This window comes from Chitinophaga varians, assembly GCF_012641275.1.
Classification (GTDB): domain Bacteria; phylum Bacteroidota; class Bacteroidia; order Chitinophagales; family Chitinophagaceae; genus Chitinophaga; species Chitinophaga varians_A.
On sequence record NZ_JABAIA010000001.1, the window covers coordinates 2,721,289 to 2,746,464 of the forward strand.

Consider the following 25,176-nt stretch of genomic DNA (forward strand, 5'->3'; position numbering starts at 1 on the left):
TGACAGGATATCTTACCCCTGCTATAAGACGTTATTCCTTTCAAAATACAGTATTATCTGGGGTAAAATTGTAGATAAGAAAATAGCTTGACCCGAACAATTAAGCTATCAGAGTTAAGGTTAAGGTATGATATGCTGCGTTATTTACCATAAGTTGCAGTATTTATATCCTTAATGGCAGTATCAATTACTTTTTTTGAATAGGTTATTGTTTTAGAACTCTTACCAGCAGCTGCCTTACTTTCCTTCAAATATTGAAGCTGCTCTCCATTCTCATCGACAAATACAAAGTTTAGCCTTTGAAATAGCAGTTTATTATCTGTTATTTCTTCTATAATCCCCTCTTCTATTAATCGTCGAAAAAGATACAACAGGGTTTGTTTATTACATTTCCCATTTTTACCTCTATCTATCCACCGAATTTTAAGTGGGTGTACCTGAGCTGTTCCATCAAAAGCTTTACGTATTTTTTGAATATCAGTTTCTTTTGATATTAATTGGCCCGTCGTTAGACCATGATATAAAATGGTTGAAAATGTTTCTATATTTCTTCGCTTAAACATAAAAACATTTATAGTATTCGATAATTGGGGGATAAGTTTTGAAGGGGGGCTTTGCTCTATTTTTTTTATCTTTTCTGACAAAATATCCTCAACCAAATCATCCGCCTTTGGGCAAAAAAAATCATACTTCTCATAAAGATATCTGATCAATCCCCTTATGGGCTTGGGACTTTCTTCATATTTTATTGCGTCTTTATTACTCTCTATAGATTTGAGTAGATATTTGAGCTTTCCAAGAATGAGAGATATAAAAGTTCTAATCTCATCATCTTTCTTGTCCTTATTAATATGCTCATCAATTAGTTTTCTGCTTAATAAGAACGAACTATATAATCTGTTACGATACTTATCTTTAAAATGAACTACCTTAGTTTCCCACTCACCCGTCTCCGGATCTTGATCATGAATGGTTAGAACCTCCTTCTCTTTATCATAAATTATATCGTTATGATAATAATCTTCTTCTGTCGGCACAAATTGGTTTCGCATCCTTGAGATTCCGTTGTTAAGGAAAAGGTATTCAAAACAACCTATCGGATTTTCAAAGGAAGAGTCATTCGGGTCAGGCTTCATATACTCTGGAATTCTAAACTCTTCTTGTGGAACATTTTCAATGGCCGATTTTATATGATTTAGATAGGATAGCATCTTCTTAACATAATGATCCATCCAAAAATAATACTCTTGAAATTCCTTTTGATCGAGGGTAACTACCTGATATTTTTGTTCTGTTGAAATATTGGAGAAATAAAAATTTTTATGCGAAAAATCCCCTTTTTCGATTGTTAGTAGTTGTTGGATTGATTCAACTTCTGTAATATATCTTGATAATAAAAAAAACTTGTCCGTTTTGAGGTATGTATTGTCCAGCGTTTCCTCCAAGCTATTATTGCTGTCATGCCATGCGTCAGATAGAACGCGTTTAAACTTGTCTATACCACGATATAAATTGAAGCTAATATCTGAGTGCCCTTCCAGCTGTCCATCAATCTCAAGATCTTGTCCCTTAAAGGTAACTGAGGCTGTCTTGATTAAATTTAAAAAATCAATAAAATTGTTTTCAAATCTGAATTTATAACTGCGAGGGATATTTGTGAGCATATGTAGTGTCTCTTCTTTTATTTCTTCCTTAATGTATATTAAAACCCCTCCTTAAAAAACTCCTCCATCGTCATTCCCAAGGCACTCACGACCTTCACCAAGCTACTAAACCGCAGGTCCTTTCCTTGCTCATAGCGACCATACTGGGCTCTGGGGATATTATTTTCATACGCGAAAACCTCATAGTTTTTGTATCCGGCTTTGATGCGGAGCGCCTTGATTCGTGCGCCCAACTTTGCTAGTTGGTCATCCGGATCAAGGTGTATTTTCTTGGAGTTTTCTTTTTTGCTATCCATATAGTAAAATAAATGAATAGTTTACAAATAAGTAACCATTTATATGTTACTACTGATAAGAAACTACTTATATTTTACTACTAATAAGTGGTTTTTATTATTTTTTTACTTAATTTGCTAACAAATATTGTTATTATGAAACTGCTATCAGGTTAGGAAAACGCAAATTCTTTATTTTAGTGATCTAAAGATATTCAAGCTTCTTGCTTTAGATCTCGTCCTGGAAAACTGGTAATTTGAAAGGCGACGAGGGATACAAGGTGAGTAGCCCATGCTATGGCGCATGGGCTCACTTAGTCGTCGCCAGGTATACCAGTACCTCCAGGACACTCTGTTGGGCTCTGCGTCTTTTTTATTGCTCTCTCCCAACACTTCTCCGGATTATTTAATACAGAAATTGAACGGCTTTAAAGACCGTATTGCCCACGCTTTGACTTTCTTCAAGGGGTACAACCCTCAAATTCTATTAACCAATAAACTGTTTTACCATGGAAAAATTAGAGAACGTATTATCAATCTTACACGATCACTTTACGAAAATGCCGCATGCGATTAGAGAGACGGTATGCAAAGAATGTAACTGGAGTACCCCAACATTTTATAGGAAATTGCGGTGTCAGGCCGTTGATCAATCTGACGCAAGACGGCCCGTAGTTCTCAGCAACGCAGAAAAAGACTGTATATTACGAGTCACAAAAGAGGCAATGGACAAAACATACACAATAATTTCTGCCTTACGCTGATAAGTAAAAACGGCAATTGCTCTATGCAATTGCCGTTTTTACTTATCAGCGCCGGATCTTCCTTTTCTTCTTCTTTTTGAACTCATTTATAGTAGCCATATCTTCATAATTATCAGTATCAACAGGGCTGAGCAAACCCCGGATAATACCGCCAACCAGAATTCCCGCCTCCTTTGCAACTTCAGATAATTCAAAGTGCCGCTGTGAAGGTTCCTCACAAGCTGATTCAGTTCGTCCAAATTTCTGTGAAGATTGGCGCTGTCCGCTCGCAAAATTCGATATGCTTGTGTCATCCTCTCCAGGTGTTCTCTGTGCAGACGCTGTTGTTCGTTTAGGCATGTTTGATGCCACTGTTTGATGGATTGCACCATCTCCAGCACTTTGCCGTAATCCATTATCTGATAGGATGGATCTTGTCCTAGTGTTTGTTTCGCATATTGTTGCATGATCTCTTTCTTGTTCATAGTCTAACCCTCCTTTTAACTGTGTCCATTTAAAACCGTTGCCCAAGGCTGAACCTTTAAAAATTAAACCTTCAAAACCGTAGCTAATACCGCTTACAAAACCAGTCTGGGCCTGATTAAAGAGTATATTTATCCCCCGGGCTTCTAGTGCCTGTATAAAATCGGGAACGGAATGACTTTGTTTTTGGGCATTACCAATGATCGTCTGAAGTTTAAGCTTTACAGATAGCGTGTCGGTACGCTTCATCATTTCCATTTCGTTCTTTGTCATTGCCCGTTCCACGGCTTGCCTACTGGATGTTACGGGAGTGAGATTATATTTCTTCTCGAGGTCCCTAATTACCTTTTCACTGCGGGCATAATCCTGGCTGTCTGAAACAACTTTACCGTCAAAACCAATTCTATTTACCAGAATGTGAATATGAGGGTGATCTGCATCCCGATGCCGGAAGACAATAAACTGATGTTGATTAAAGCCCAACTCCGATAAATAGTCTTTGGCAATAGATTTCATCCGTTCATTTGATAAATTTTCTTTAGGTGGAAAGTTCAATGAGGTATGATAAAAATATTTCTGAAGATTAGGACGCAAAGCCTTTATCATAGCGACTTCTTTCATTATAATATTTTCTCCGATACCGGAAAAATTAGTGTCCAATATCTCCGCAACACCTTTTTCCACTTTAGCCAGGTTATAGCGCAATGCCCCTCTAAATCGCTTTCCCTTAACCTGATCGGCCGTCATCTACTAACAGTTTAATAGCATGGTTAACATTCCTGGAAAGCTGTATCAGAATAGATAAATACTCTCCGGGGAACTCGTTTCTATTAATCCTATGGGTGGCCTGATTGAGATTTACGCCAATCTTATGGAGTTCCCGATACAGATCAATTTCAATGGGGGAGTGTTTTACTACCGGAAACCTGCCTGAAAAAAATTTTTGTCGAATGAGATTGGCAGGGGTGATACCGGCCGATTTTGCCAGTTCAGTGACTCTTTGATTCTCACATAATGTCAATCGGATATTCACCTGAAGGGTACGTTTTTCACTTTCATTTTTCCTGGGTCTTGCCATAATTTCAAGCATTAGAACGAAGTGACTACCAATTTTTCAAGCCGTTGAAGCGTAGCGGAAACATGGCTTGCTCCTAACGACGAAGCCCACGCCGGACAGTATTCATAACCTTTTGCATGGGCTTATTCTGATTTACCCACCAGTCATTTATGTCCTTAAATCCGTGATAAAGCGATGAACAATCTAAGATTCTGTCACTCGTTTTTAGGGATTGGGCTGCTCGCCTCCCGGCGTCATCATTATCCAAATACAAGGAGATTTTATGGTACTTCTCTGTTAGGTCCGTGGCTTTTCCCGATAGCGCAAGAGAGTTCAATATCAGAAAATCATCGCCGGTTGTTCCCACTTCTTTCTGACAGGCCAGGTATGAAAGAAAACTAAAAAATCCTTCAAATATGTTCAGCTGTCGCCCTTCATTGGTAATCAGGGTGATGTCCTTCGGCGCACAACAGCCCTTAAAGTCAGCATTTCTCAACTCATAGCCTCCGGCGTTATTCTGGAATCCAAGGGCCCTATATTGGCGGTTATGCAGGGAAAAGTCTACCTCCTTGCAGTAAGAGGCAGCCAGAGAGTGCGCTATCGCTCTGCTGTCTAAATACCTCAATAAATGGTGATCAGCAATTGGTCTTATTCCCAGAACAGCAATGCCATCTCTGGCAATATTTTTCTTTTCACCAGCAACTAGCGGGTGAAAAGAAAAAGCAGGGGAGGGGAGGCCGTCCCATTTTTTCAGAAGGTCGCTGACAGAACAGTTGTTATACAGACACCCAAAATCGATCAGGTCACCACCCTGACCCCTACCGTGGTCATACCAGACGTTCAGCCGCCGATTTACTTTAAATGATGGTGTTTTCTCTACTCTAAGCGGGGATAAGTACCAGTAATCGTCCCTTATTACCCTACTAGGCTCGTAGCCGAGTTTAGATAACAGGTCTACTAAATCCCATTTCTTCAGGTCTTTCACACGTTGCATTTAGTAGTATTTTAGCGTTTTGCAAATCGGTATCTCATCCGGCCAGCCGGATTCTCATTGGGCCTCATCTGGAATTCATTAACCCATGCCATCAATGCAGAATGTTTCACTACATATCCTTTACCTACCTTAATGGCTGGTAGTGATTTGTGGTGAATGTAATAACGAACAGTCCCCACTGGCTTACGCAGAACATTTGCGGCTTCCACCAGATTCAACAATCTGTCAGGATCTTCCGGCTGAACAACAATAGGTTTCTTGTTGTTTTCGCGCAAGCCGTTTACAGATGCCTGTAAAACGTCAATTTTAGAAATGATTAAATCGAATGGATTAATAATTGCCATAACAGTTTGATTTAATTGTTATCAACTGTTTGCAATATCCACAGGGAAGGACGGGAAATCAGGGAGATTAGGGAAGCGATTTAGGCAATTAGGGAATGATTAAAATCTTCATCTTAATTTATTAATATTCAATTTTTTAAGCATTTTCATATGTTTTAAGTAACTGTTATCCTGCCTGAATTCGGACATAAAAGTGCTGAATTTTGCGATACCGTTACCTGTATATTCAAAATAAGCTTGGAAAATATCCTCTAACGAGTACGTGGAAACGAAATAATTGAGTTGATAGAAGTGGTCAATGACGGCAGCGACACAGCCATTAAAGCCGTAAGGATTGCGGTTACCCTTAGATTTCTTAACTGACCGGAAGACGTCAAATTTACACCCGGACGCTTTTACTTTTTCATTAATATAATTGAGTGTTACCAGCTGGCTACCATTGCTGGGAACTAACATACTCAAAAAAGAAGGGGCAGCTTCATTGGCTATAGTTACGGTAACCTGTTCAGCAGTCGAACGATCAATAAAAGCTGCCAGAGCAGATTTTATGGCGGTTCTGTTCTCCCGGTCCCGGCAATACATCAGTTCATACTTCCCTGACTTTTTTAAAGAGGTATTTTTCACAAAACACCATTGTAATTCCTCGTCAGGGTTAATATGGTCCGCTTCATTGTATGGGAATGCGAATTGAGTTAACAGGTCATTACACCTGGTTATTACTGAATCTGGAATTGATGCCAGCTGTTGAATTAATTTCTGCTGAAAACTATCGTTAAAGGTCCAGAATACATACTTGCTGATATCCTCAAAGTGATTTGTATTCCAGAAAGTATCAATTGTTATAGCATACGGGGTACTCAACAGGGTAATACAGTTCCCGGTCCGGATAATTTGATTTGCGTATAGTTCATACCAACCTATCATGAAGTTAAACCTGTTTGTGGTTTTTCCTTCAACAGGAACCTCATTTAGGTAATTATGGTTGGATAGTAGCTTTGTTGGGAAACTTACTTTAATACGGCTCTTCATTTATGGTCTCAAGATTTTTTCAAGTAAGAAAATGCCATAGATGATTACATCAATTGCGTTATAGCTCGCAATAAAGCTCAGAATGGTTAAATTACATTATTATTCCAAGCGACACATGTTGTCATGTACAAATAGCCGCTACCAAAATAACACTTTAAAATAATGAAAGATTATATACTTGATAAAATACTAAATGAGATGCTTGAGCAGTCCGCAACTGGTAAATCATCATTTGGTCTGGAATTTCTTGAATCCTTAGGTAGGGAGTATACAGATATGAAACTCATACGGTATTTAGAGCATAAGGGATATATTAAAATGTATACCTTTCCTTCTGCCCCCTTTTGGGAAATGCAGTTGACGATGGAAGGGCGATTTTTTACTTCCCAAGGAGGCTTTTCAAAAGACCGTCTTAACCACGAAGAAAATAGGAGATACAATAAATTGATCTTTCGCATAGCCTTGTGGACGTTGATAATTACGGCAGCCGCCTTTGTGGTTGCAGCAATCAGCTTATTTAGATAATAAGTGATTAACTATTTGTCATTTTTCCGTAAAACCATTTCAGCCTCCGCTCCCGAAAACATGTATCAAAACATGTATCAAATGAAAAAAGGCTCCCAACGCATCCGCGCTGAAAGCCTTTAGTGTAGTGTGCTCCCACCAGGGCATGATCCTGGGACCCCTTGATTATGAGTCAAGTGCTCTAACCAACTGAGCTATAGGAGCGGTTCCGAAGAACAGGGGGATTCCCTTTTTCAAGGGACGGCAAAGTTAATTATTTCCCCGAATTATCCTAAATTTTTTTTAACTGTGGGCACGGGTACGCCTATACTGTAAAAAATCTGCTTTCTTTGTATACTATGAAAGGCATAAAAAATATCATCTTCGACCTGGGTGGGGTGATTCTTAATATCAATTATCAGCTGACCCGTGAGGCTTTTACGGCATTGGGCGTGCAACATTTTGAGCAGTTATATAACCAGTTCAAGGGTTCGCGGTTATTCGACAACCTGGAAACGGGGCATATCACACCGGAAGCATTTGTGGCGGAAATGAAGAAACATGTCGCCGAAGGGGTAACGGAGGAGCAGATCATTGCGGCATGGAATGCCATGTTGCTGGACTTTCCCCTGCAACGTTTACAGTTGCTGCAACAGTTAAGGCAACATTATGGCATGTATCTGCTGAGCAATACGAACGCCATCCATCTGGAAACATTCAACAAAATGCTGCAGGACACAAGAGGCATTCCGTCGCTGGCGGTGTTTTTCGATAAGGCGTATTATTCCCATCTGATGGGCCACCGGAAACCGGACCGTGAATCTTACCAGATGGTGCTGGACGAGAACGGGCTAAAAGCGGAAGAGACATTATTTATTGATGATACGTTGCCCAATATAGAAGGGGCGAAGGTGGTGGGGTTACAGACACTCCACCTGCAGGCGCCGAAAACGATACTGGATATTTTCAGGCCGCAGAACGGCTGATGATAATGAAAAAGGCCGCAATGATGCGGCCTTTCTTTATTTGATTTCTTCAAAGTCGATGTAATCGTCTCTTTTCGGCGGTTTGGGTGCCGGCCCCTGGGAGGACTGTCCCTGGCCATAGTTATGGGCTGACTGTTGCTCCTCATACTGCTGGCGCATGTGTTGCTGGATGTCGTTCATCTGTTTACGAACCGCCTTGGTGGACCTGTAAACCGGTATGATAAACTCAAATACCAGCTTGTACAGCAGCCACGCAAAAAACATGTATAGTAAAAATCTCAACATAATGCGACAAAGGTAGCGGATTATCTTTCCGGAGACCGGATAATCCGCTGATTTTAAGGTTTCTTTAACGTTGCTTTCAGGACAATCCCAGCAGCGCAGCGCTCGTCAGCGCTTCCTTTTTATTGTATTCCCAGGTCAGCTTACGGTGGTTCGCGGCGTCAATGATGGTACCTACGAAGCAAAAGCCCAAAGTCACCAGGTAGAGAATGCCCATGGCGATCTGGTTGAGCACAAAGCGCTGGATCCCAGCGGTGCCTATCAGTCCGATCAGGCAACAGATCAGGATCATCTGGGGATCTTTCCGGCGGGACTGGTACAAGGCCAGGAAACGTTGTTTGTTGTCAGTACTGTAGCTTTTTGTCAGCTCCTGTAGCCACAACATTTCCTCCTGTTCGATGCCCGGCAACATGGCAAATGAATAATCAGACATAACGATTTATTGTAATTTAAATTCTGCGTATTGGAACCGTGCCACCTGGACGGTCCGGTAAATCAGCATTACTACCGTAACGGGTGCTAACCAGTGGTGGTGAACGGCTTCCTGCCACCGGCCATGCAGAAAAAAGTGGATTCCGTGGCCCAGCCCGCAGCCGGGACAGAAAGGAATACCGATATTTTTAAACAGGCACAGGGAGGGCTGACCGGCAGCCGGGTCCAGAAAAAATAAACATATCAGCCCTGCCGGCCAGGCCAGCAATTCCAGATGTAACTTTTTCAGGAATGTAAATATCATTAAAAAAAATTAAATATGTTATCCAGATGGGGCTGCTTGCGGTCTTGAATTCTCTTCAAGTTAAAGATTTTGTTTTTCAATTAAAATAATTTGTAGATTTGCATCAGGAAAAATGATTCAAACGAAGGGGACGGGAGAACGTCCCCTTCTCGTTTTTTGTATGGCAAACGAACAAGTGATAAAAGCTATCCGGGACCTGGCAGAAGGACTGCTGGCTAACGATCCCGACAATTTTTTGGTAGACATCAGGATAAAACCCACCAATAACGTAAAACTCTTTATAGATGGGGATAAGGGGATACCAGTAGACAAACTGGTGTCTTTCAACCGTAAACTCTACGCACTGCTGGAAACCAGTGAGCTCTTTCCTGACAACGATTTCTCCCTGGAAGTTTCTTCCCCCGGGCTGGACGAGCCCCTGAAGCTGCACAGACAATACCTGAAAAACATTGGCCGCAAAGTGGAGGTCACCCTCCTTGACGGTGCAGTGAAAGAAGGTACATTGCTGGCGGTTACGGATGACTCCATCACCATCGAGGAAACAATCGGCAAAAAGAAAGAAACCAAACAAACCGAATTAACACTAAATGAAATAAAGCACACCAAAGTGTGCATCGTGTTTTAAAATATAATACATAAACATGGCTAGTATTAACCTGATTGAGTCATTCACCGAGTTTAAGGAGGCGGAAAACATTGACCGCCCTACGTTGATGAAGGTATTGGAAGATGTGTTCAAAACACTGCTGCGAAAGAAGTATGGCTCAGATGAGAATTTTGACGTGATCGTAAATACAGAGAAAGGTGACCTTGAAATATTACGCCGCCGCACTATCGTGTCTGACGGTGAAGTGGAAGATGACAATGCGCAGATCGCCTACTCAGAGGCCATTAAAATTGAACCGGACTACCAGATTGGGGAAGATCTTTATGAAGAAGTAGAGATCCTCGACTTCGGCCGCAGGGCTATCCTCGCCGCCAAACAAACCCTCTCCGCCCGTATCGGTGACCTGAAAAAGAACATCCTGGTAAAGAAATACGCCGACAAAGCCGGCGAAATTGTTACCGGGGAAGTATACCAGGTTTGGAAAAAAGAAGTTTTATTGCTTGATGATGAAGGGAATGAGTTAATTTTGCCCAAATCTGAACAGATTCCGACAGATTATTTCAAGAAAGGAGAAAATGTTAGAGCGGTAGTAAAGAAAGTGGAAATGAAAAACAACGCGCCACTCATCATTCTTTCCCGTACACATCCATCCTTCCTGGCTAAATTGCTGGAAATTGAAGTGCCTGAGATATTTGACGGCCTGATCGTGATCAAGAAAATTGTCCGCGAACCCGGTGAAAGAGCAAAAGTGGCCGTTGAATCCTACGATGACCGTATCGACCCGGTAGGCGCCTGCGTAGGTATGAAAGGTAGCCGCATCCACGGCATCGTGCGCGAACTCAGAAACGAAAATATCGATATCATTAACTATACTACCAACATCCAGCTGTTGATTCAACGCTCCCTCACACCAGCCCGGATCAGCCGCATGGAAGTAGATAGCGAAAACAAATACGCTTCCGTTTACCTCAACCCTGACCAGGTATCACTGGCCATCGGTAAAAAAGGCGTTAACATCAAACTCGCCTGCGAACTCACAGGCTTCGAAATTGATGTCTTCCGTGACGAAGCGCAGGAACAAGCCGAATTTGATATCGATCTGGAAGAATTCTCAGATGAAATCGAAGAATGGATCATTGATGAGCTGAAAAGAATAGGTTGTGACACTGCCCGCAGCGTATTGGAGCTGACCACTGAAGAACTGGTTCGCCGTTCAGATCTGGAAGAAGAGACAGTGCAGGATATAAGAAGAATATTACAGGAAGAGTTTGACAAAGAATAAAGCCCAGCCAGAAACCTTCCCAGGTAAAGGGCTTATTAGAAGGGGAATTGATTTTTTCGAGTTATTGTTTAAACGTAAAAAAACATCCCGTTTGGAAGAAACGGGAAACAGGGGAGGCCCGAAATACGATATGCCTGAAACAACAAACAACACACCACGATTGCTGGCTGCAGCCAAAGAGTTTAATATTGGTAAGGAAACCCTCATCGATTTCCTTAGCAATAAAGGCTTCGATATGGGCGGCTTTGGATCTCCAAATGCCCGCCTTACGGCTGTCATGTACTCAGCCCTGCAGTCGGAATTCCAACAGGACAAGGCTAACAAACGCAAAAGCGACCAGATAGCCCTGCCCAAAGGAAGCGTGTTAGAAACAAAGATGAAGAAGGAGAAAGAGGAAGCAGAGGCTGCGGCAAAAAAGAACCTGAAAGAAAAAGATGAGGCTGCACCCGTAGCGGAAGCTCCCAAAGCTGAACAAGCCCCCGAACCTAAACAGGAACCTGTGAAGGAAACGCCTAAAAAGGAACCTCAGGCGGCTGCTCCGGCTCAACCAACACCCCCTCCGGTAAAAGAAAAAGAGGAAGCCAAGCCTAAACAAGAACCTCCGGCTGTTACAGCTCCCCCTGTTGCGGAAGTTCCAAAAGCACCGGCACCTCCCGCTGAACCAGAAGTGGTGAAAACAGAATCTCCTAAGATTAACGGCCCGAAAGTCATCACCACGATAGACCTGGACGCCCTTAACCGTAATAAAAAACCCGCTGCCAAAAAAGAACCGGAAGAAAAACCGGCTCCTCAACAAACAGCAGCACCTGCTCCCAAAGAGGAAAAACCACAACCGGTCACCCCTCCCGTAGCAGCTAAACCGGAAGAAAAACCGGAACCCACGCCGGCACCAGTTGCCCCCCCCGTTGCAAAACAGGAAGACGTGGAAAAAGCAGCGCCCAAAGCGGAAAAAGCTGAAACAGCCCCCGCTCCGCCAGCAGAGAAAGTAGCGCAAACAGTTAAAACCGATACGACAGAAAAAACGGAAAAAGCCGCACCGGTTGAAGATAAACCTGTAGTTAACAAAGTGGAAGAAGTATTACAAGAGGCAAAACCGGCTGCAGTCAAAGAACCGGCTAACATTCCTGTTAAACAGCCCGTAAAGGAAGAACAACGCAACATTCCGCCTGCCCCCGCTGCTGAAAACACCCAGACTCCTCCTCAACCGGAAGAGCCTACCGTGATCAGTAACATCCAGGCCGAAAAATTGACCGGCCCGAAAGTAATCGGCAAAATCGAACTGCCCGTTCAGTCCGACAGACGCGATAACAATAAAGGCAATTTCAACCGCGATGAAAAACGTAAACGTAAACGTATCATCGTAGAGAAAAAACCTGAACCCATCCAGCCGAAAGACTTCAAGGAAGGCGGCCAGCAAGGTGGCGGCGGTAACCGTCCGCACCACGAAAACCGCGATAATCGCGGCGATAACCGTGGCGGTGATAATCGTGGCGGCAACAGAAGCCATGGCGATAACCGTAACCAGGGCGGCGGCACCCAGGGTGGTGATAACCGTAACCGTCAGGGCGGCCAGCAAGGTACCGGCTTCAACAGAGGCGGCAACCAGCAAGGCGGCGGCTTCAACAGAGGCCAGGGCCAACAAGGCGGCCAGGGTGGAAACAGACAAGGTGGCCAACAAGGCGGCTTCAACAGACAAGGCGGCCAGGGCGGAAACAGACCAGGCTTCAACAGGCCCGGCCAGGGCGGAAACTTCCGTCCGGGTGGTGCCCGCGGCGCTGATGATAAACGCACTGCTGAAGAAAAGGAAATCGATAAAAACGAAATCCAGAATAAAATCAAGGAAACCATGGCCAAACTCGGTGGCGGCGGTCGCGGTAAAAACGTGAAAGCCAAACACCGTAGGGAAAAACGCGAGGAAAGAGCCAGCCAGAAAGCCAGAGAAGGCGCTGAAGACAACAAACTCCAGGTAACGGAATTTGTTTCTGTGAGCGAGCTCGCCAACCTTATGGACGTTAGCTTCGCTGAAGTTATCTCCAAATGTATGGGCCTTGGTATCATGGTATCCATCAACCAACGCCTCGACGCGGAAGTAATCGAACTGGTAGCCGGCGAATTTGGCTACGAAGTGGAATTCATCGGCCTCGACGCAGCGGAAGACTCCGAAGAAGAAGAAGACGTAGACGCACCGGAAGATCTGCAGCCCCGCGCTCCGATCGTTACCATCATGGGTCACGTTGACCACGGTAAAACATCACTGCTCGACTATATCCGCAACGCCAACGTGGTAGCGGGTGAAGCCGGCGGTATCACCCAGCACATCGGTGCTTACCAGGTAACTACTGCCAACGGCAAAAAAATCACCTTCCTCGATACCCCCGGCCACGAAGCATTTACGGCCATGCGTGCCCGCGGTGCCAAAGCCGCCGACATCGCGGTGATCGTGATCGCTGCCGATGACGCCATCATGCCACAAACACGTGAAGCGATCTCCCACTCACAGGCCGCAGGCCTCCCAATGGTGTTCGCTATCAACAAAGTGGACAAAGACGGCGCCAACCCGGAAAAAATCAAGGAACAACTGGCCCAGCTGAACCTCCTCGTCGAAGACTGGGGCGGTAAATACCAAAGCCAGGAAATATCCGCTAAAAGCGGCCTCAATATCGACGTCCTGCTGGAAAAAATCCTGCTGGAAGCGGAACTGCTCGACCTGAAAGCCAACCCGGACCGCGAAGGCTCCGGTAGCATCGTGGAAGCATCTCTCGATAAAGGCCGTGGATACGTGGCCTCCCTGCTGGTACAAAACGGTACCCTCCGCCAGGGCGACACGATCGTGTCCGGCTCCTTCTACGGTAAAATCAAAGCCATGTTCAACGAACGCGGCCAACGTATGGATGAAGCAGGTCCTTCTATGCCGGTACAGGTGCTCGGCCTCAATGGCGCACCACAAGCCGGTGAGAAATTCAAAATGTACGAAGACGAATCTGAAGCAAAAGAAACCGCTAACCGCAGAGCACAGATCGTCCGCGAACAAGGTATCCGTACCAAAAAACATATCACCCTCGATGAAATCGGCCGCAGGCTGGCTCTGGGTAACTTTAAACAGCTCAACCTCATCATCAAGGCCGACTTTGACGGCTCTGTGGAAGCATTGAGCGACTCCCTCCAGAAACTGTCTACCGAAGAAATCGTTATCAGTATCGTACACAAAGCAGTAGGTCAGATCACCGAATCCGACGTCCTGCTCGCTACTGCCTCCGACGCTATCATCCTCGGTTTCCAGGTGCGTCCTTCTTCCCAGGCTGCCAAACTTGCGGAAAAAGAAAACATCGAAATCCGCAACTACTCCATCATCTACGACGCGATCGACGAGATCAAGAGCGCGATGGAAGGGATGCTGGAACCCAAAATCGAGAAAAAAGTGGTGTGCAACGTACAAGTGCGCGAAACTTACAAATTCGACAAGGTTACAGTGGCAGGCTGCTTCGTTCTCGATGGCAAGCTGACCAGAAACACCCGCATCAACGTGGTACGCGACGGTATCGTAGTCCATACAGGCGAACTCGGCTCCCTCAAACGTTATAAAGACGACGTGAAAGAAGTGGCCGCTAACATGGAGTGCGGTCTGAGTATCCGCGGATACAGCGACCTGAGACCAGACGATATCATCGAAGGTTTCGAAGAGGTGGAAGTAAAAAGAACTCTCTAATACCCGCTTCCCGGTCCCTCCAGACCGGGAAGTCATAAAAAAAGCTGTCAGAAATGGTGATACCCTCAATATCCCCGCTTTTTGACAGCTTTTTCTTTTATTATCCCTGCCCATCGGCGCGAAACCAAAGGCTTATCTAAACTTTTGTTAAATCCGTCGATATTAAATACAGTCCTGATCTTTAATTGGTTATTTTTGGATTTTACCGCTATAATATGAAGAAACTTTTGGCTTTATCTGCAGGAGCTTTGCTGTTATGGCAAGCTGCTGCTGCTCAGCAAAAACTCGTGGCAGACAAAATTATCGGCGTAGTAGGGGATAAGATCATCCTCAAATCCGATATGGACGGCGCCATGGCAGACCAGGCCCGGAACTCCCCCGATGGCACCGTCAGCCCACAGGCTGCCTGCACTACCATGGAAATGCTGATCTCCCAAAAGGTGATGGTGCTCCAGGCAGAAAGGGACAGCTTGCCCGTTTCTGACGGAGACGTGGAAGCTCAAATGGAAAACCGTATCCGCTACTTCGAACAGCTCTACGGCTCCAAAGAAAAAATGAAAGAAATTACCGGCTACAGCGTATACCAGCTCCGCGAACGTTTCCGTACCCCCATCAAGGAAGGACTGCTCGCCCAGGCAATGCGCAATAAAGTCGTGGAAAACGTGAAGGTGACTCCTTCTGAAGTAAAACGCTACTTCGACGCCATCCCGAAAGACAGCCTCCATTTCTATGAGTCCGAACTGGAAATAGGTCAACTCGTCCTGATTCCCAAGGCGACCCGCGAAATGGACAACTACGCAATAGAACGCCTCCAGGACTTCAAAAAACGAGTGGTCAATAAGGAATCCGACTTCGGCTCCCTCGCCATCCTCTACTCTGAAGACCCCGGAGTAAAAGAAAATAAAGGCATCTACGTGATGAACCGCAGCGATAAACAGTGGGACGCGGACTTTATGGCCGCCGCCTTCCGTCTGAAGGAAGGTGAAATATCCTCCCCTGTAAAATCCCAGTTCGGCTATCACCTGATCCAAATGATCAAACGCTCCGGCGATAACGTAACGGTACAACATATTCTGCTGAAAGCTGCCGTAACGAAAGCCGATCTGGCCGGCGCCACCGCCAAACTGGACTCCATCCGCACCCTGATCCTGAATAACAAAATCACTTTCCCGGAAGCGGTTGCCAAATTCAGCGACTCTAAAAGCGCAAAATTCGACGGCGGTATGCTCCAGTCCAAAACCGGCGAAGGCACCCTGCTCACTATCGACCAGCTCGATGACCCGTCAGAAAGAGATATCGTTATGATGCTCGATACCCTTAAACCAGGACATATGTCAGCCCCGGTTGCATTTACTGACGAATCAGGCGCTACCGGCGTCCGGATCGTGTACCTTAAAACACGTACCCAGCCACACCGCGAAAACCTGACCGACGACTATTCCCGTATCCAGCAACGGACCCTCGATATCAAAAGAGCTGAAGCCATCAATAAATGGCTCATCGAAAAGATACCCACCTTCTACGTACACGTAGATGACGACTATAAAAACTGTACCCACATCAGCCAATGGATGTCCTCTCTGGCCAAACAGTAATTGTGACGGAACAGGATTCAAATTGATTCTCCTGATGGGCGAAGACAAAAGCGGATAACGCGGCTGTCCTCGCCCATCTTCTTTTTCCGGTCTTCTGCTCCCATATTTTACCCCTTGTTCAGGTAGATGCCCGCCGCTTTTCTGACAGCCTGCCCACCCCGCTTCCCACCGCTCAACACGCACAATTCGTATTTCGTATTTTTTTGGCGTAACTTTGCGTCTTCAAATTTCAGCGATGAGTGATGCGATCAAACATGAATGCGGCCTGGCATTCATAAGATTAAGAAAACCATTCTCTTATTACCAGCAAAAATATGGGACTGTGTTCTATGGGCTCAACAAACTGTACCTGCTCATGGAAAAACAACACAACAGAGGCCAGGACGGCGCTGGTGTGGCCACAGTAAAACTCAATACGGAGCCCGGCGTTCCCTTCATGCACAGGATTCGCAGCGCTGCCCCACAAGCTATCGGCGATGTTTTCAGTAAAATCCGGGAAGAGATCCAGGAAATCGAAAAATATCAACCCGAAATCACCAAATATCCCGGCCTCCTGAAAGGACACATCCGGTTCCTTGGTGAAAACCTGATGGGACACCTCCGCTATGCCACCCAGGGCAAAAACAACGTGGAACTCTGCCACCCGTTCGTACGCTACAACACCATCCCCGCCCGTAACCTCGCCATGGCAGGCAACTTTAACCTGGTAAACGCCGATGAGCTCTTCAAATTTGTTCAGGTAAACCCCGGTGAAGTTCACAAGAATTCTGACCTCGCTGCCATGCTCGAAACCGTTCATCACTTCCTTTCCAAGGAAGATGAAGAACGCCGCAATGGCCTCGATGTTAAACATATCCTGCAACAGGCATTCTCCCTGTTCGACGGCGGTTACCACGCGTGCGGCCTCATTGGCACCGGCGACGCCTTCGTTATCCGTGATCCGCACGGCATCCGTCCGTCCTACTATTATGTCAATGACGACGTGATCGTGGCCGCTTCTGAAAGAGCCGCTATCCGTACCACCTTCAACGTTGGCGAAAATGAAGTGCTCGAACTGATGCCCGGCAACGCCCTTATCGTAAAAGAAAACGGCGAATACAGCATCGACCAGATCCTCGAACCGAAAGAACGCAAAGCCTGCTCCTTCGAAAGGATCTACTTCTCCCGCGGTAACGACGAAAAAATATACAAGGAACGTACCTCCCTCGGCCGCAACCTGTCCGCTACCGTACTCAAAGCTATCGACAACGATCTGAAAAATACCATCTTCTCCTTCATCCCCAACACGGCGGAAGTAGCCTTCTATGGCCTGTTAAAAGGACTGGAAGACTATCTCAACAAAATCAAAGTGGAGAGAATCCTTTCCTGGGACAAAGACTACGACGAGGAGAAGCTCAATGAAATGATCAACCGTCGTATCCGCATCGATAAAATCGCTATCAAAGACGTGAAAATGCGCACCTTCATCACGGAAGATTCCAGCCGTAATGAAATGGTACAACACGTATACGATATCACCTACGGTACGGTAAGACCCGGTATCGACTCTCTCGTGGTGATCGATGACTCTATCGTTCGCGGTACCACCCTCCGCGAAAGCATCATCAAAATGCTCGACCGCCTCGGCCCCAAACGCATCATCGTGGTGTCCTCTGCTCCGCAGATCCGCTACCCCGACTGCTACGGTATCGATATGAGCAAAATGGGCGATTTCGTAGCCTTCCAGGCTGCCATCGCCCTGCTGAAAGATCATGGCAAGGAACATATCCTCCAGGAAGCCTACGGCCTGTGCAAAGAGTTACAACGCACCAACACCCTCCACGCGCAAAACGTGGTGAAAAATATCTATAAACCCTTCACGCCGGAACAGATCTCCGCCAAAATTGCGGAAATCCTCACTCCTGAAGGTATCGGCGCCAAAGTGGAAGTCATCTACCAGTCCATTGAAAGCCTCCACGAGGCATGCCCCAATAACCTGGGCGACTGGTACTTCACCGGTGATTATCCTACCCCGGGCGGCAACCGCGTGGTAAATAAAGCCTTCATGAACTTCATGGAAGGCAAAAATGAAAGAGGCTACTAAATCAGGACTCATCATCATAAAAAAAGCGAAGATCAGCAACTGATCTTCGCTTTTTTAGTTGTATCCTGCCGTGTTAATTTTGTCTTAAATCATCCCTCGCCGGCTGGCTTTATTCTCCTAACACATTAACTTCCTGTAAAATCTTTATTTTCGTTCCGGTAAATCACCGTTTTCAGCCCATGAAAACACTCTTACTCATCCGTCATGCAAAATCCAGCTGGACCAATCCGGACATGGACGATTTTGACAGGCCGCTCAACAAGCGGGGAAAACAAAACGCCCCGGAAATGGCCCAACGCCTCGTATCCAGAGGCATGGTCCCCGAATTGATCATCGCCAGCCCGGCCAAACGTGCCCGCACTACCGCCAAAATCATGGCTGAAGAATGGCACTATCCCAAACAGGCGATCCTGCTCGAAGAAGAACTCTACCTCTGTTATGCGTCCACTTTCCTCAAAGTGATCACAAAAATAGATGACGACTTCAACGCGGTGGCCATCTTCGCACATAATCCCGGTATCACCGACTTTGCCAATTATCTCACTGAAGAAATCCGCATCGATAATGTGCCCACTACCGGCATCTTTGCCATACAGGCCGATACCGACAGCTGGAAAGACTTTGACCTCGCCCGCAAAAAATTCCTCTTCTTCGACTACCCTCGCAACAACTAACCCTTCACAATCTTATTATAAGAAGTACTAATGCCTTTTATCAGTGATGAACTGAAGCCCTGGTGCTCCATTTCATTCAGTCCGGCTATAGTACAGCCCTTTGGAGTGGTCACCTTGTCAATTTCCTCTTCAGGGTGACGGTTCTCCCGGATCAACAGCTCGGCGGCGCCTTTTACTGTTTGCGCAGCAATCAGGCTGGCTGTTCTTACGTCAAACCCAATCTCGATACCGCCCTGTATATTGGCACGGATAAAGCGCAACGCAAAGGCAATACCGCAGGCGCCCAGCACGGTAGCGGCATCCATCAGCTTTTCATCAATGCTGACAGTCGCGCCCAGTTGGTCAAACATGGTCTTTACATAACGCACCTGCTCTTCGCTGGCATTGGCGGCACAAATACAGGTAATAGACTCCTGTATGGCAATCGCCGTATTAGGCATGGCCCGCACCAGTGGCAGGTCCGGTACAATATGCGACAGGTCAGCGATGCTGACGCCGGTCACCACACTGATCAGGATATGTTTCGCAGGGTCGAATGCTGCTTTCAGTTCCTGCAACACCTCCCGCACATTATAGGGCTTCAGTGCCACTACAATCACCTCCGACTGCCGGATAGCTTTCGCGTTGTCTGTTTCCACCTGCACGCCGGCAGCTTTCAGATCGGCCAGGGTACTGGTGTTTCGCTTGGTAATGGTAATATCGGACGGCTGGGAAAAACCGCTTTTCACCAATCCCTGTGCGATCGCTGAACCCAGATTTCCCCCGCCTATAATGGCTATTTTTTTGGCTGACATAACATTTATTTTTTCAGATAAAAATCCTACGGAAGGTATAACAATTGCGCCACTGATGCAAACCGTGCGTATTCGTTATCTTGCAACTATGCAGGCAACACACAAGGCAGCAGCTTTTTTCGCCAGGATAAAAGAAGCGCATCATTCAACCAACCCGGAAGAAAAAATCCGCCAGTACCGGCAGATACTGGAAACCCTGTTTCGCGATCTTACAGGTGAAGAAACACGGTCTTTCGGCAACCTGTTTGCGCGTATGCAGTTTTATTTCGATAAACAGTCAGTGCCTCCGGAGATCCGGCAACCGCTGTCAGCGCTTCGCATCCTCACCAACAGGGCCACCAGCGGCATGTTCCCCCTGCAGGAACAAGAGCACCAATGCTGCATTAAAGCGCTCGCCGAAGCGGTGGCCTGGGCCTATCAGGAACCGGAACCGGAAGAGATCCGGCTGCTGTTCCGCGATAACGGCGATATCCGCCTCTCCTTGTCGTACCAGCATCACCCTTCCGATATTCCACTGCTGAAATGTATGGTCACCGGTACCAGCCCGCTGGCACTGAATGATAAAGGCTCACATACTTTCACCATCACCGCCAAAAACGATGAACAGGGCACGTTTGAGTTATTGCTTGATCAACTCGATGACCAGACCGTAGTGGCCCTGTATCCCCTGTTGCGCCCATACGACACCATCCTGGTGCATCACTGCCGGCAGGGAGATAACCCACATCAGTATCAGACGGCGCCCGAAAGCCAGATTATCCTGGAACCGGACCTGCTCATCGATATCAGCGACCTTGCAGAATGTTTTACGCACAAAGGCGCTAACCATCTGCTGTACCTCGTCAGGAAACTAACGCCCCATCAGGCTTCCCCGGCCGCTTTCAAGGGAAACCTTGTCAATGCCCTGCTCGACGAGATGCTGCGTAACAGCGAAGTGGACGTAAAAACATCCTTCGTGGAAGCGGTGGCCGAAAACGTGCTACAGGCGGCCGCCTATGGGCGCGAGCAGCTCAATGAAATGTTCCGCGACATCCGGCAGCACCACTGGGGCAACCTCCAGGCCACCGTCCGCGACCTGCGCGATAAGCCGGTACAGATAGAGCCTACCTTTTTCTCTGCCCGCTATGGCCTGCAGGGAAGGCTGGACCTCATGACCGAAGACAATGAGGACCCGCACCGTAAAGAAATTTTTGAGTTAAAAAGCGGGAAAGCGCCTGACTTTAATACCTGGAAAAACCATGAAATGCAGGTAGTAGGGTACAACCTGCTGTTACGTTCCGCCTTCGGCCGGCAACGCAAAGGCAGTTCCGCTATTTTGTATTCGGCCGCTGCGGCTAATCCACTCCGCAATGTCAGCAGTACGCACCGCACTGAAAATGAGCTGATGCTGTTGCGTAATCAGGTGGTGGCCATGCTGCTGCGGCTGGCAGGAGAGGAGTATGGCGTGCTGTCTTCCATCACCGGTGCGGCCGCCACCGGGCTGCCTCCTTTCAGCGCCATACATTTCACTGCCTTCGAAAAAGCCTGGTATTCCGCCAGCGAAGAAGCCAAAGCCTATTATAAACAGTACCTGTCGTTTGTACTGCGGGAATACCTGCAGGCCAAATGCGGCATGTATTCCGAAACAGACCGGGAAGAAGACGCCGACGGCTTCTCCGCACTCTGGCTGCAGACAGCCGCGGAAAAGGCCGCCCGCTTTAATATTATTCCCGGATTACGTTTCCGGGAGTTTGACCATGTGAACAGCGCCGTGCTTTTTGATATAGCCGGTCCCGTTAGCCACAACTTCCGCACTGGTGATACCGCAGTCATCTATCCACGTACAGGCGCGGGATTACAGCCATTACAACAACAGCTGCTGAAAGGCCGCATCGATGACCTGGCAAAAGATACGCTCACCTTCTCACTCAACAACCGCCAGATGACGCTGGATTTCTTCCGGCAGTTTGATGAATGGGTCATTGAGCATGATATCTATGAGTCAAATTACTGGATGGCGGCGTCTGCGCTGTTTCAGATGCTGTCGCCGGCAAATGCACAGCGTGTCCGCATGTTGCTCGGGCTGGAAATACCCCGTTGGCATCCCTTACCATTTCCGGCACCTGCCATGTTCAATGCCAACCAGGAAAAGATCGTGCAGCAGGCGCTGGAGGCGCAGGACTACTACCTGTTACAGGGGCCTCCGGGTACGGGCAAAACATCCTCTTTGCTCACCACGATAGTGGGAGAGATGATCAAACAACAGCGCCATGTAGTGATTGTGGCGTTCACCAATAAAGCAGTAGATGAGATTTGCAGCAAGCTGGAAGCCCGTCAGATAGCACATTTGCGGCTTGGTGGCAGGAGTACCGGAAGTGCGCGGCAACTGCGGGACCTCTGCCTCAAAGGCTCGCTGGACGATGCGCGGGCATATATCACCGGGCATCGCGTTTTTGTGGCAACAGTCGCCACCATGGCCACCCGGCTGGAGCAACTGGTGATGATGGGCATCCCCACCGACACGCTGATCGCTGACGAAGCGTCACAGCTTACGGAGCCGCAGCTGTTAGGGCTGCTGATGCCTTTCCGTAAGTTTATACTCATAGGCGACCAAAACCAGCTGCCGCCCGTGGTTACACAGGAAGCCGCTTTCTGCCGGGTAAAAGACCCGCTGTTGCTGGAATTGGGCATACGTGACCTGCGGTGCTCCATCTTTGAGAGACTGATGCGCCGCTGCAAGCAGGCGCAGTGGCGCCATGCATGGGGAATGCTGAACACCCATTTCCGGATGCATGAAAGTATTGCCAGCCTGGTGAATCACTATTATGCAGGGCAACTGGCGTCGGGCGGAGAGCAGCAACGGGCGGATTTTGATCCGGCCGCTTGTCCGGATACAGTCCCATGGCGGCACATACTGACCCTGGGCAGGAAAATATTTATTCCCAGCCCTTACGAGGCCACTTCCAAAATGAACCAGACGGAAGCTGAGCGGGTTGTTTCCCTGTTACAGTACCTCCGTTTGCAGTATGGCGATTCCTTTAACCGGGATACGGTAGGAGTGGTCACACCATGGCGCACCCAGATCAGCCTGATACGGGAGTTACTGGCGGGAGACAAGGCCCTGCAACAGGTGAACATAGACACGGTGGAGCGTTTTCAGGGATCGGAAAACGATATTATTATCGTGTCCCTGGCGGTTTATCATGCCGCACAGGTGGATACCCTGCAATGCCTGGGTAGTTTCACATGGGATGAAGCAGATATAGAGGTAGACCGTAAGTTACTGGTAACGTTATCGCGTGCACGAAAACAGGTGGTCCTGCTGGGCTATGAACCGGCTTTGAGCCGGAGCCCGCACTACCGGAAGGTACTGGGTGAGATGGTCAGGGGCAGCCTGTAAAACAGCTAAATCGAAAAAGTAACCTAACAACTATGGCCACACGTTGTATGGCCATAGTCAGACAACATCATATATGATCATTCCTGGTAAACCAGGCGTTAATCCAGTGTTACGTGAGACCAGTTTTCACCGCTTTTAATACGGTACAACTGCATTTCGCTGATATCAAACTGTTCAGCAATCTGCTTCATGGTTTTTTTACCGGGCTTGTTCAGTAAGCGCTTGATGCTCTTCACTTTGGTCACGTTCAGCTTCAGGCCTTTGAGGCGGTTACGCTGTTTCTCCTTGTAAGCCAGTTTTGCCGGGCTGTTCTGCTGGTGGTCTTCCATTTCCTCTTTGGTAGCCCATTTGAGGTTGCTGGCCTTGTTGTTTTTCTTGTCATAGTCCAGGTGGATCACATATCTGTGAGCACGTCCTGGTCTTTTGTTGAAAAGCTTGGCCACTTCCCGGTGCAGGTAGAGTGACTGGTAGCTGTCCGCCGGTTTTACATTCAAAACCGTATAGCCTTCCACGGTAGAACCCGTGAGCAGCTTACCATCTTCTGTACTTTCATGATAACTGATCACTCTCCCCATGTTTGAAACCGCGTATCTCTTACGCAGGGCAGATTTGTTTTTAATCTGTAAGTCCTTCCAGACTTCATTTCTCAGATTTTTAATTGTGGTCATGTGAAAGTAATTTATAATTTTTGTTTTGATGGGGTTAGTCCGTTTAGACGTAAACGTTACAACCAGCCATTTCATTATCAGCCGGTAGAAAATTCTGTTCAGCTAGTGGGGGAGATGTCCTTTCGAAAATGTGGTCCTTGTATTGTGAAACAATCGCGTCTAATACGTCTTCTATTTCAGCTAATGTTTTGTAAGTTACTAATTGTTGCCTGAATTCCTTTATATGGGGCAGTCCTTTGAGGTAATTTGCGTAATGGCGGCGCATTTCAAGGATTCCCACAATATCACCTTTCCAGGACACGGACTGGCGGAGATGCTTTTTGCAGACTTCTACTCTTTCCAAAACAGTTGGAGGCGGCAAATGTTCGCCCGTCTTCATAAAATGCTTTATCTCCCGGAATATCCAGGGATAACCGATGGCGGCGCGGCCTATCATGACCCCGTCTACGCCAAATTTCTCCCGGGCTGCTATCGTTTGTTCCGGCGTACATATGTCACCGTTACCAAAAATCGGAATTTTGATACGGGGATTATTCTTCACTTTTCCTATCAAAGTCCAGTCTGCATGGCCTTTATACAACTGGGTGCGGGTACGGCCATGAATGGTCAGCGCCTGTATGCCCACGTCCTGCAGCCGCTCTGCCACCTCTTCAATATTCTTCGTGTTGTCGTCCCAGCCGAGGCGGGTTTTTACGGTTACCGGCAGCCGGGTGGCTTTCACCACTGCAGCGGTTAGCTTTACCATCTTAGGGATGTCTTTCAGGATGCCGGCTCCGGCGCCTTTACAAACCACCTTCTTTACCGGGCAGCCAAAATTGATGTCCAGCAGGTCGGGATTGGTCGTTTCCACTATCTGGGCGGCCATGGCCATTGGCTCTTCATCTCCGCCAAAGATCTGGATGCCTACCGGTCTCTCATAAGGGAAAATATCCAGTTTCTGCCGGCTTTTGATGGCATCACGGATAAGCCCCTCCGAAGAAATGAACTCGGTATACATCAGGTCTGCGCCATTATCTTTACAGACCGCACGGAAGGGCGGATCGCTTACATCCTCCATGGGAGCGAGCAACAGCGGGAATTCACCCAATTCTATATTTCCTATCTTCACCATAAGTTAAATACCACGGTGCCAGACCGCAGTTATTATTTTTATACTTTATATTACTCTTTTTCACAGCGGGAAGTGACAGTTCCTTACTCCCGGAGGTAAGCAGGCAGCATACATAAAAAGATGACGGAGATCACCAGGTATCACTGCAAACTGGATTTCACGATGTAAATTTACGCAAAA

Annotated in this window: 22 protein-coding genes and 1 tRNA gene; 9 read left to right on the forward strand and 14 right to left on the reverse strand. The window is 47.0% G+C overall.

Annotated elements, in window-relative coordinates; translation table 11 throughout:
- Window positions 1–140: 140 nt before the first annotated feature.
- The 7 genes from HGH92_RS11050 to HGH92_RS11080 form a co-directional block, all read right to left on the reverse strand.
- Window positions 141–1,664, reverse strand: a complete 1,524-nt coding sequence (locus HGH92_RS11050) for a hypothetical protein (protein ID WP_168870772.1) — start codon at window positions 1,662–1,664, stop codon at window positions 141–143.
- A 38-nt stretch (window positions 1,665–1,702) separates the two neighbouring features.
- Entirely contained in the window at window positions 1,703–1,960 is a 258-nt protein-coding gene (locus HGH92_RS11055; protein ID WP_168870773.1) for a helix-turn-helix domain-containing protein, read from the reverse strand.
- Window positions 1,961–2,748: 788 nt separating this feature from the next.
- On the reverse strand, window positions 2,749–3,912 hold the full coding sequence (locus tag HGH92_RS11060) for a relaxase/mobilization nuclease domain-containing protein (protein ID WP_168870774.1): 1,164 nt from the start codon (window positions 3,910–3,912) through the stop codon (window positions 2,749–2,751).
- The gene (locus HGH92_RS34315) at window positions 3,893–4,255 is read right to left on the reverse strand and encodes a plasmid mobilization protein (RefSeq protein WP_410493885.1); all 363 of its coding nucleotides are present in this window, start codon (window positions 4,253–4,255) and stop codon (window positions 3,893–3,895) included. The genes HGH92_RS11060 and HGH92_RS34315 overlap by 20 nt, the downstream gene beginning before the upstream one ends.
- A 61-nt stretch (window positions 4,256–4,316) precedes the next feature.
- The gene (locus HGH92_RS11070) at window positions 4,317–5,207 is read right to left on the reverse strand and encodes a toprim domain-containing protein (RefSeq protein WP_168870776.1); all 891 of its coding nucleotides are present in this window, start codon (window positions 5,205–5,207) and stop codon (window positions 4,317–4,319) included.
- Between the two features lie 20 nt (window positions 5,208–5,227).
- Window positions 5,228–5,560: a helix-turn-helix domain-containing protein gene (locus HGH92_RS11075; RefSeq protein ID WP_168870777.1), complete on the reverse strand. Its 333-nt coding sequence runs from the start codon at window positions 5,558–5,560 to the stop codon at window positions 5,228–5,230.
- A gap of 108 nt (window positions 5,561–5,668) precedes the next feature.
- Window positions 5,669–6,589 (reverse strand): hypothetical protein, encoded by a 921-nt coding sequence (locus tag HGH92_RS11080; RefSeq protein WP_168870778.1) that lies wholly within the window; start codon window positions 6,587–6,589, stop codon window positions 5,669–5,671.
- 162 nt (window positions 6,590–6,751) lie between these two features.
- Here HGH92_RS11080 and HGH92_RS11085 point away from each other — a divergent pair, with 162 nt between their 5' ends.
- Entirely contained in the window at window positions 6,752–7,114 is a 363-nt protein-coding gene (locus HGH92_RS11085; RefSeq protein ID WP_168870779.1) for a hypothetical protein, read from the forward strand.
- Between the two features lie 130 nt (window positions 7,115–7,244).
- On the opposite strand, the gene HGH92_RS11090 is transcribed toward HGH92_RS11085, so the two are convergent.
- Window positions 7,245–7,318: transfer RNA gene (locus HGH92_RS11090), tRNA-Ile, on the reverse strand.
- A gap of 134 nt (window positions 7,319–7,452) precedes the next feature.
- On the opposite strand from HGH92_RS11090, the gene HGH92_RS11095 reads away from it, so the two are divergent.
- Window positions 7,453–8,079: an HAD family hydrolase gene (locus HGH92_RS11095; RefSeq protein WP_168870780.1), complete on the forward strand. Its 627-nt coding sequence runs from the start codon at window positions 7,453–7,455 to the stop codon at window positions 8,077–8,079.
- Window positions 8,080–8,115: 36 nt separating this feature from the next.
- Here the strand turns inward: HGH92_RS11095 and HGH92_RS11100 are convergent, their stop codons facing one another.
- The 3 genes from HGH92_RS11100 to HGH92_RS11110 form a co-directional block, all read right to left on the reverse strand.
- Window positions 8,116–8,364 carry a DUF4834 family protein gene (locus HGH92_RS11100; protein WP_168870781.1) on the reverse strand — a complete coding sequence of 83 codons (249 nt, stop codon included), beginning with the start codon at window positions 8,362–8,364 and terminating at the stop codon, window positions 8,116–8,118.
- A gap of 76 nt (window positions 8,365–8,440) precedes the next feature.
- Window positions 8,441–8,794 carry a TM2 domain-containing protein gene (locus HGH92_RS11105; protein ID WP_168870782.1) on the reverse strand — a complete coding sequence of 118 codons (354 nt, stop codon included), beginning with the start codon at window positions 8,792–8,794 and terminating at the stop codon, window positions 8,441–8,443.
- A 6-nt stretch (window positions 8,795–8,800) separates the two neighbouring features.
- Window positions 8,801–9,097 carry a DUF2752 domain-containing protein gene (locus tag HGH92_RS11110; protein ID WP_168870783.1) on the reverse strand — a complete coding sequence of 99 codons (297 nt, stop codon included), beginning with the start codon at window positions 9,095–9,097 and terminating at the stop codon, window positions 8,801–8,803.
- Between the two features lie 160 nt (window positions 9,098–9,257).
- On the opposite strand from HGH92_RS11110, the gene rimP reads away from it, so the two are divergent.
- The 6 genes from rimP (at window position 9,258) to HGH92_RS11140 (ending at window position 19,044) form a co-directional block, all read left to right on the forward strand.
- Window positions 9,258–9,722: a ribosome maturation factor RimP gene (gene rimP / locus HGH92_RS11115; RefSeq protein WP_247654868.1), complete on the forward strand. Its 465-nt coding sequence runs from the start codon at window positions 9,258–9,260 to the stop codon at window positions 9,720–9,722.
- A gap of 16 nt (window positions 9,723–9,738) precedes the next feature.
- The gene (nusA, locus tag HGH92_RS11120) at window positions 9,739–10,986 is read left to right on the forward strand and encodes a transcription termination factor NusA (protein ID WP_168870785.1); all 1,248 of its coding nucleotides are present in this window, start codon (window positions 9,739–9,741) and stop codon (window positions 10,984–10,986) included.
- Window positions 10,987–11,077: 91 nt separating this feature from the next.
- On the forward strand, window positions 11,078–14,692 hold the full coding sequence (infB, locus tag HGH92_RS11125; protein ID WP_247654869.1) for a translation initiation factor IF-2: 3,615 nt from the start codon (window positions 11,078–11,080) through the stop codon (window positions 14,690–14,692).
- A 215-nt stretch (window positions 14,693–14,907) separates the two neighbouring features.
- Entirely contained in the window at window positions 14,908–16,287 is a 1,380-nt protein-coding gene (locus tag HGH92_RS11130) for a peptidylprolyl isomerase (protein WP_168870786.1), read from the forward strand.
- Between the two features lie 235 nt (window positions 16,288–16,522).
- Window positions 16,523–18,370 (forward strand): amidophosphoribosyltransferase, encoded by a 1,848-nt coding sequence (locus HGH92_RS11135; RefSeq protein WP_168870787.1) that lies wholly within the window; start codon window positions 16,523–16,525, stop codon window positions 18,368–18,370.
- A gap of 179 nt (window positions 18,371–18,549) precedes the next feature.
- Entirely contained in the window at window positions 18,550–19,044 is a 495-nt protein-coding gene (locus HGH92_RS11140) for a SixA phosphatase family protein (RefSeq protein WP_168870788.1), read from the forward strand.
- On the opposite strand, the gene proC is transcribed toward HGH92_RS11140, so the two are convergent.
- Window positions 19,041–19,838: a pyrroline-5-carboxylate reductase gene (gene proC / locus HGH92_RS11145; protein ID WP_168870789.1), complete on the reverse strand. Its 798-nt coding sequence runs from the start codon at window positions 19,836–19,838 to the stop codon at window positions 19,041–19,043. The two genes, HGH92_RS11140 and proC, sit on opposite strands and share 4 nt — an antisense overlap.
- Before the next feature lie 88 nt (window positions 19,839–19,926).
- Between proC and HGH92_RS11150 the strand changes: the two genes are divergently transcribed.
- Window positions 19,927–23,217 carry a DEAD/DEAH box helicase gene (locus HGH92_RS11150; RefSeq protein ID WP_168870790.1) on the forward strand — a complete coding sequence of 1,097 codons (3,291 nt, stop codon included), beginning with the start codon at window positions 19,927–19,929 and terminating at the stop codon, window positions 23,215–23,217.
- 98 nt (window positions 23,218–23,315) lie between these two features.
- Here the strand turns inward: HGH92_RS11150 and HGH92_RS11155 are convergent, their stop codons facing one another.
- Both HGH92_RS11155 and dusB read right to left on the reverse strand, forming a co-directional pair.
- Window positions 23,316–23,885 (reverse strand): NUMOD4 domain-containing protein, encoded by a 570-nt coding sequence (locus tag HGH92_RS11155; protein WP_168870791.1) that lies wholly within the window; start codon window positions 23,883–23,885, stop codon window positions 23,316–23,318.
- A 43-nt stretch (window positions 23,886–23,928) separates the two neighbouring features.
- On the reverse strand, window positions 23,929–24,996 hold the full coding sequence (dusB, locus tag HGH92_RS11160) for a tRNA dihydrouridine synthase DusB (protein WP_168870792.1): 1,068 nt from the start codon (window positions 24,994–24,996) through the stop codon (window positions 23,929–23,931).
- Between the last annotated feature and the right edge of the window lie 180 nt (window positions 24,997–25,176).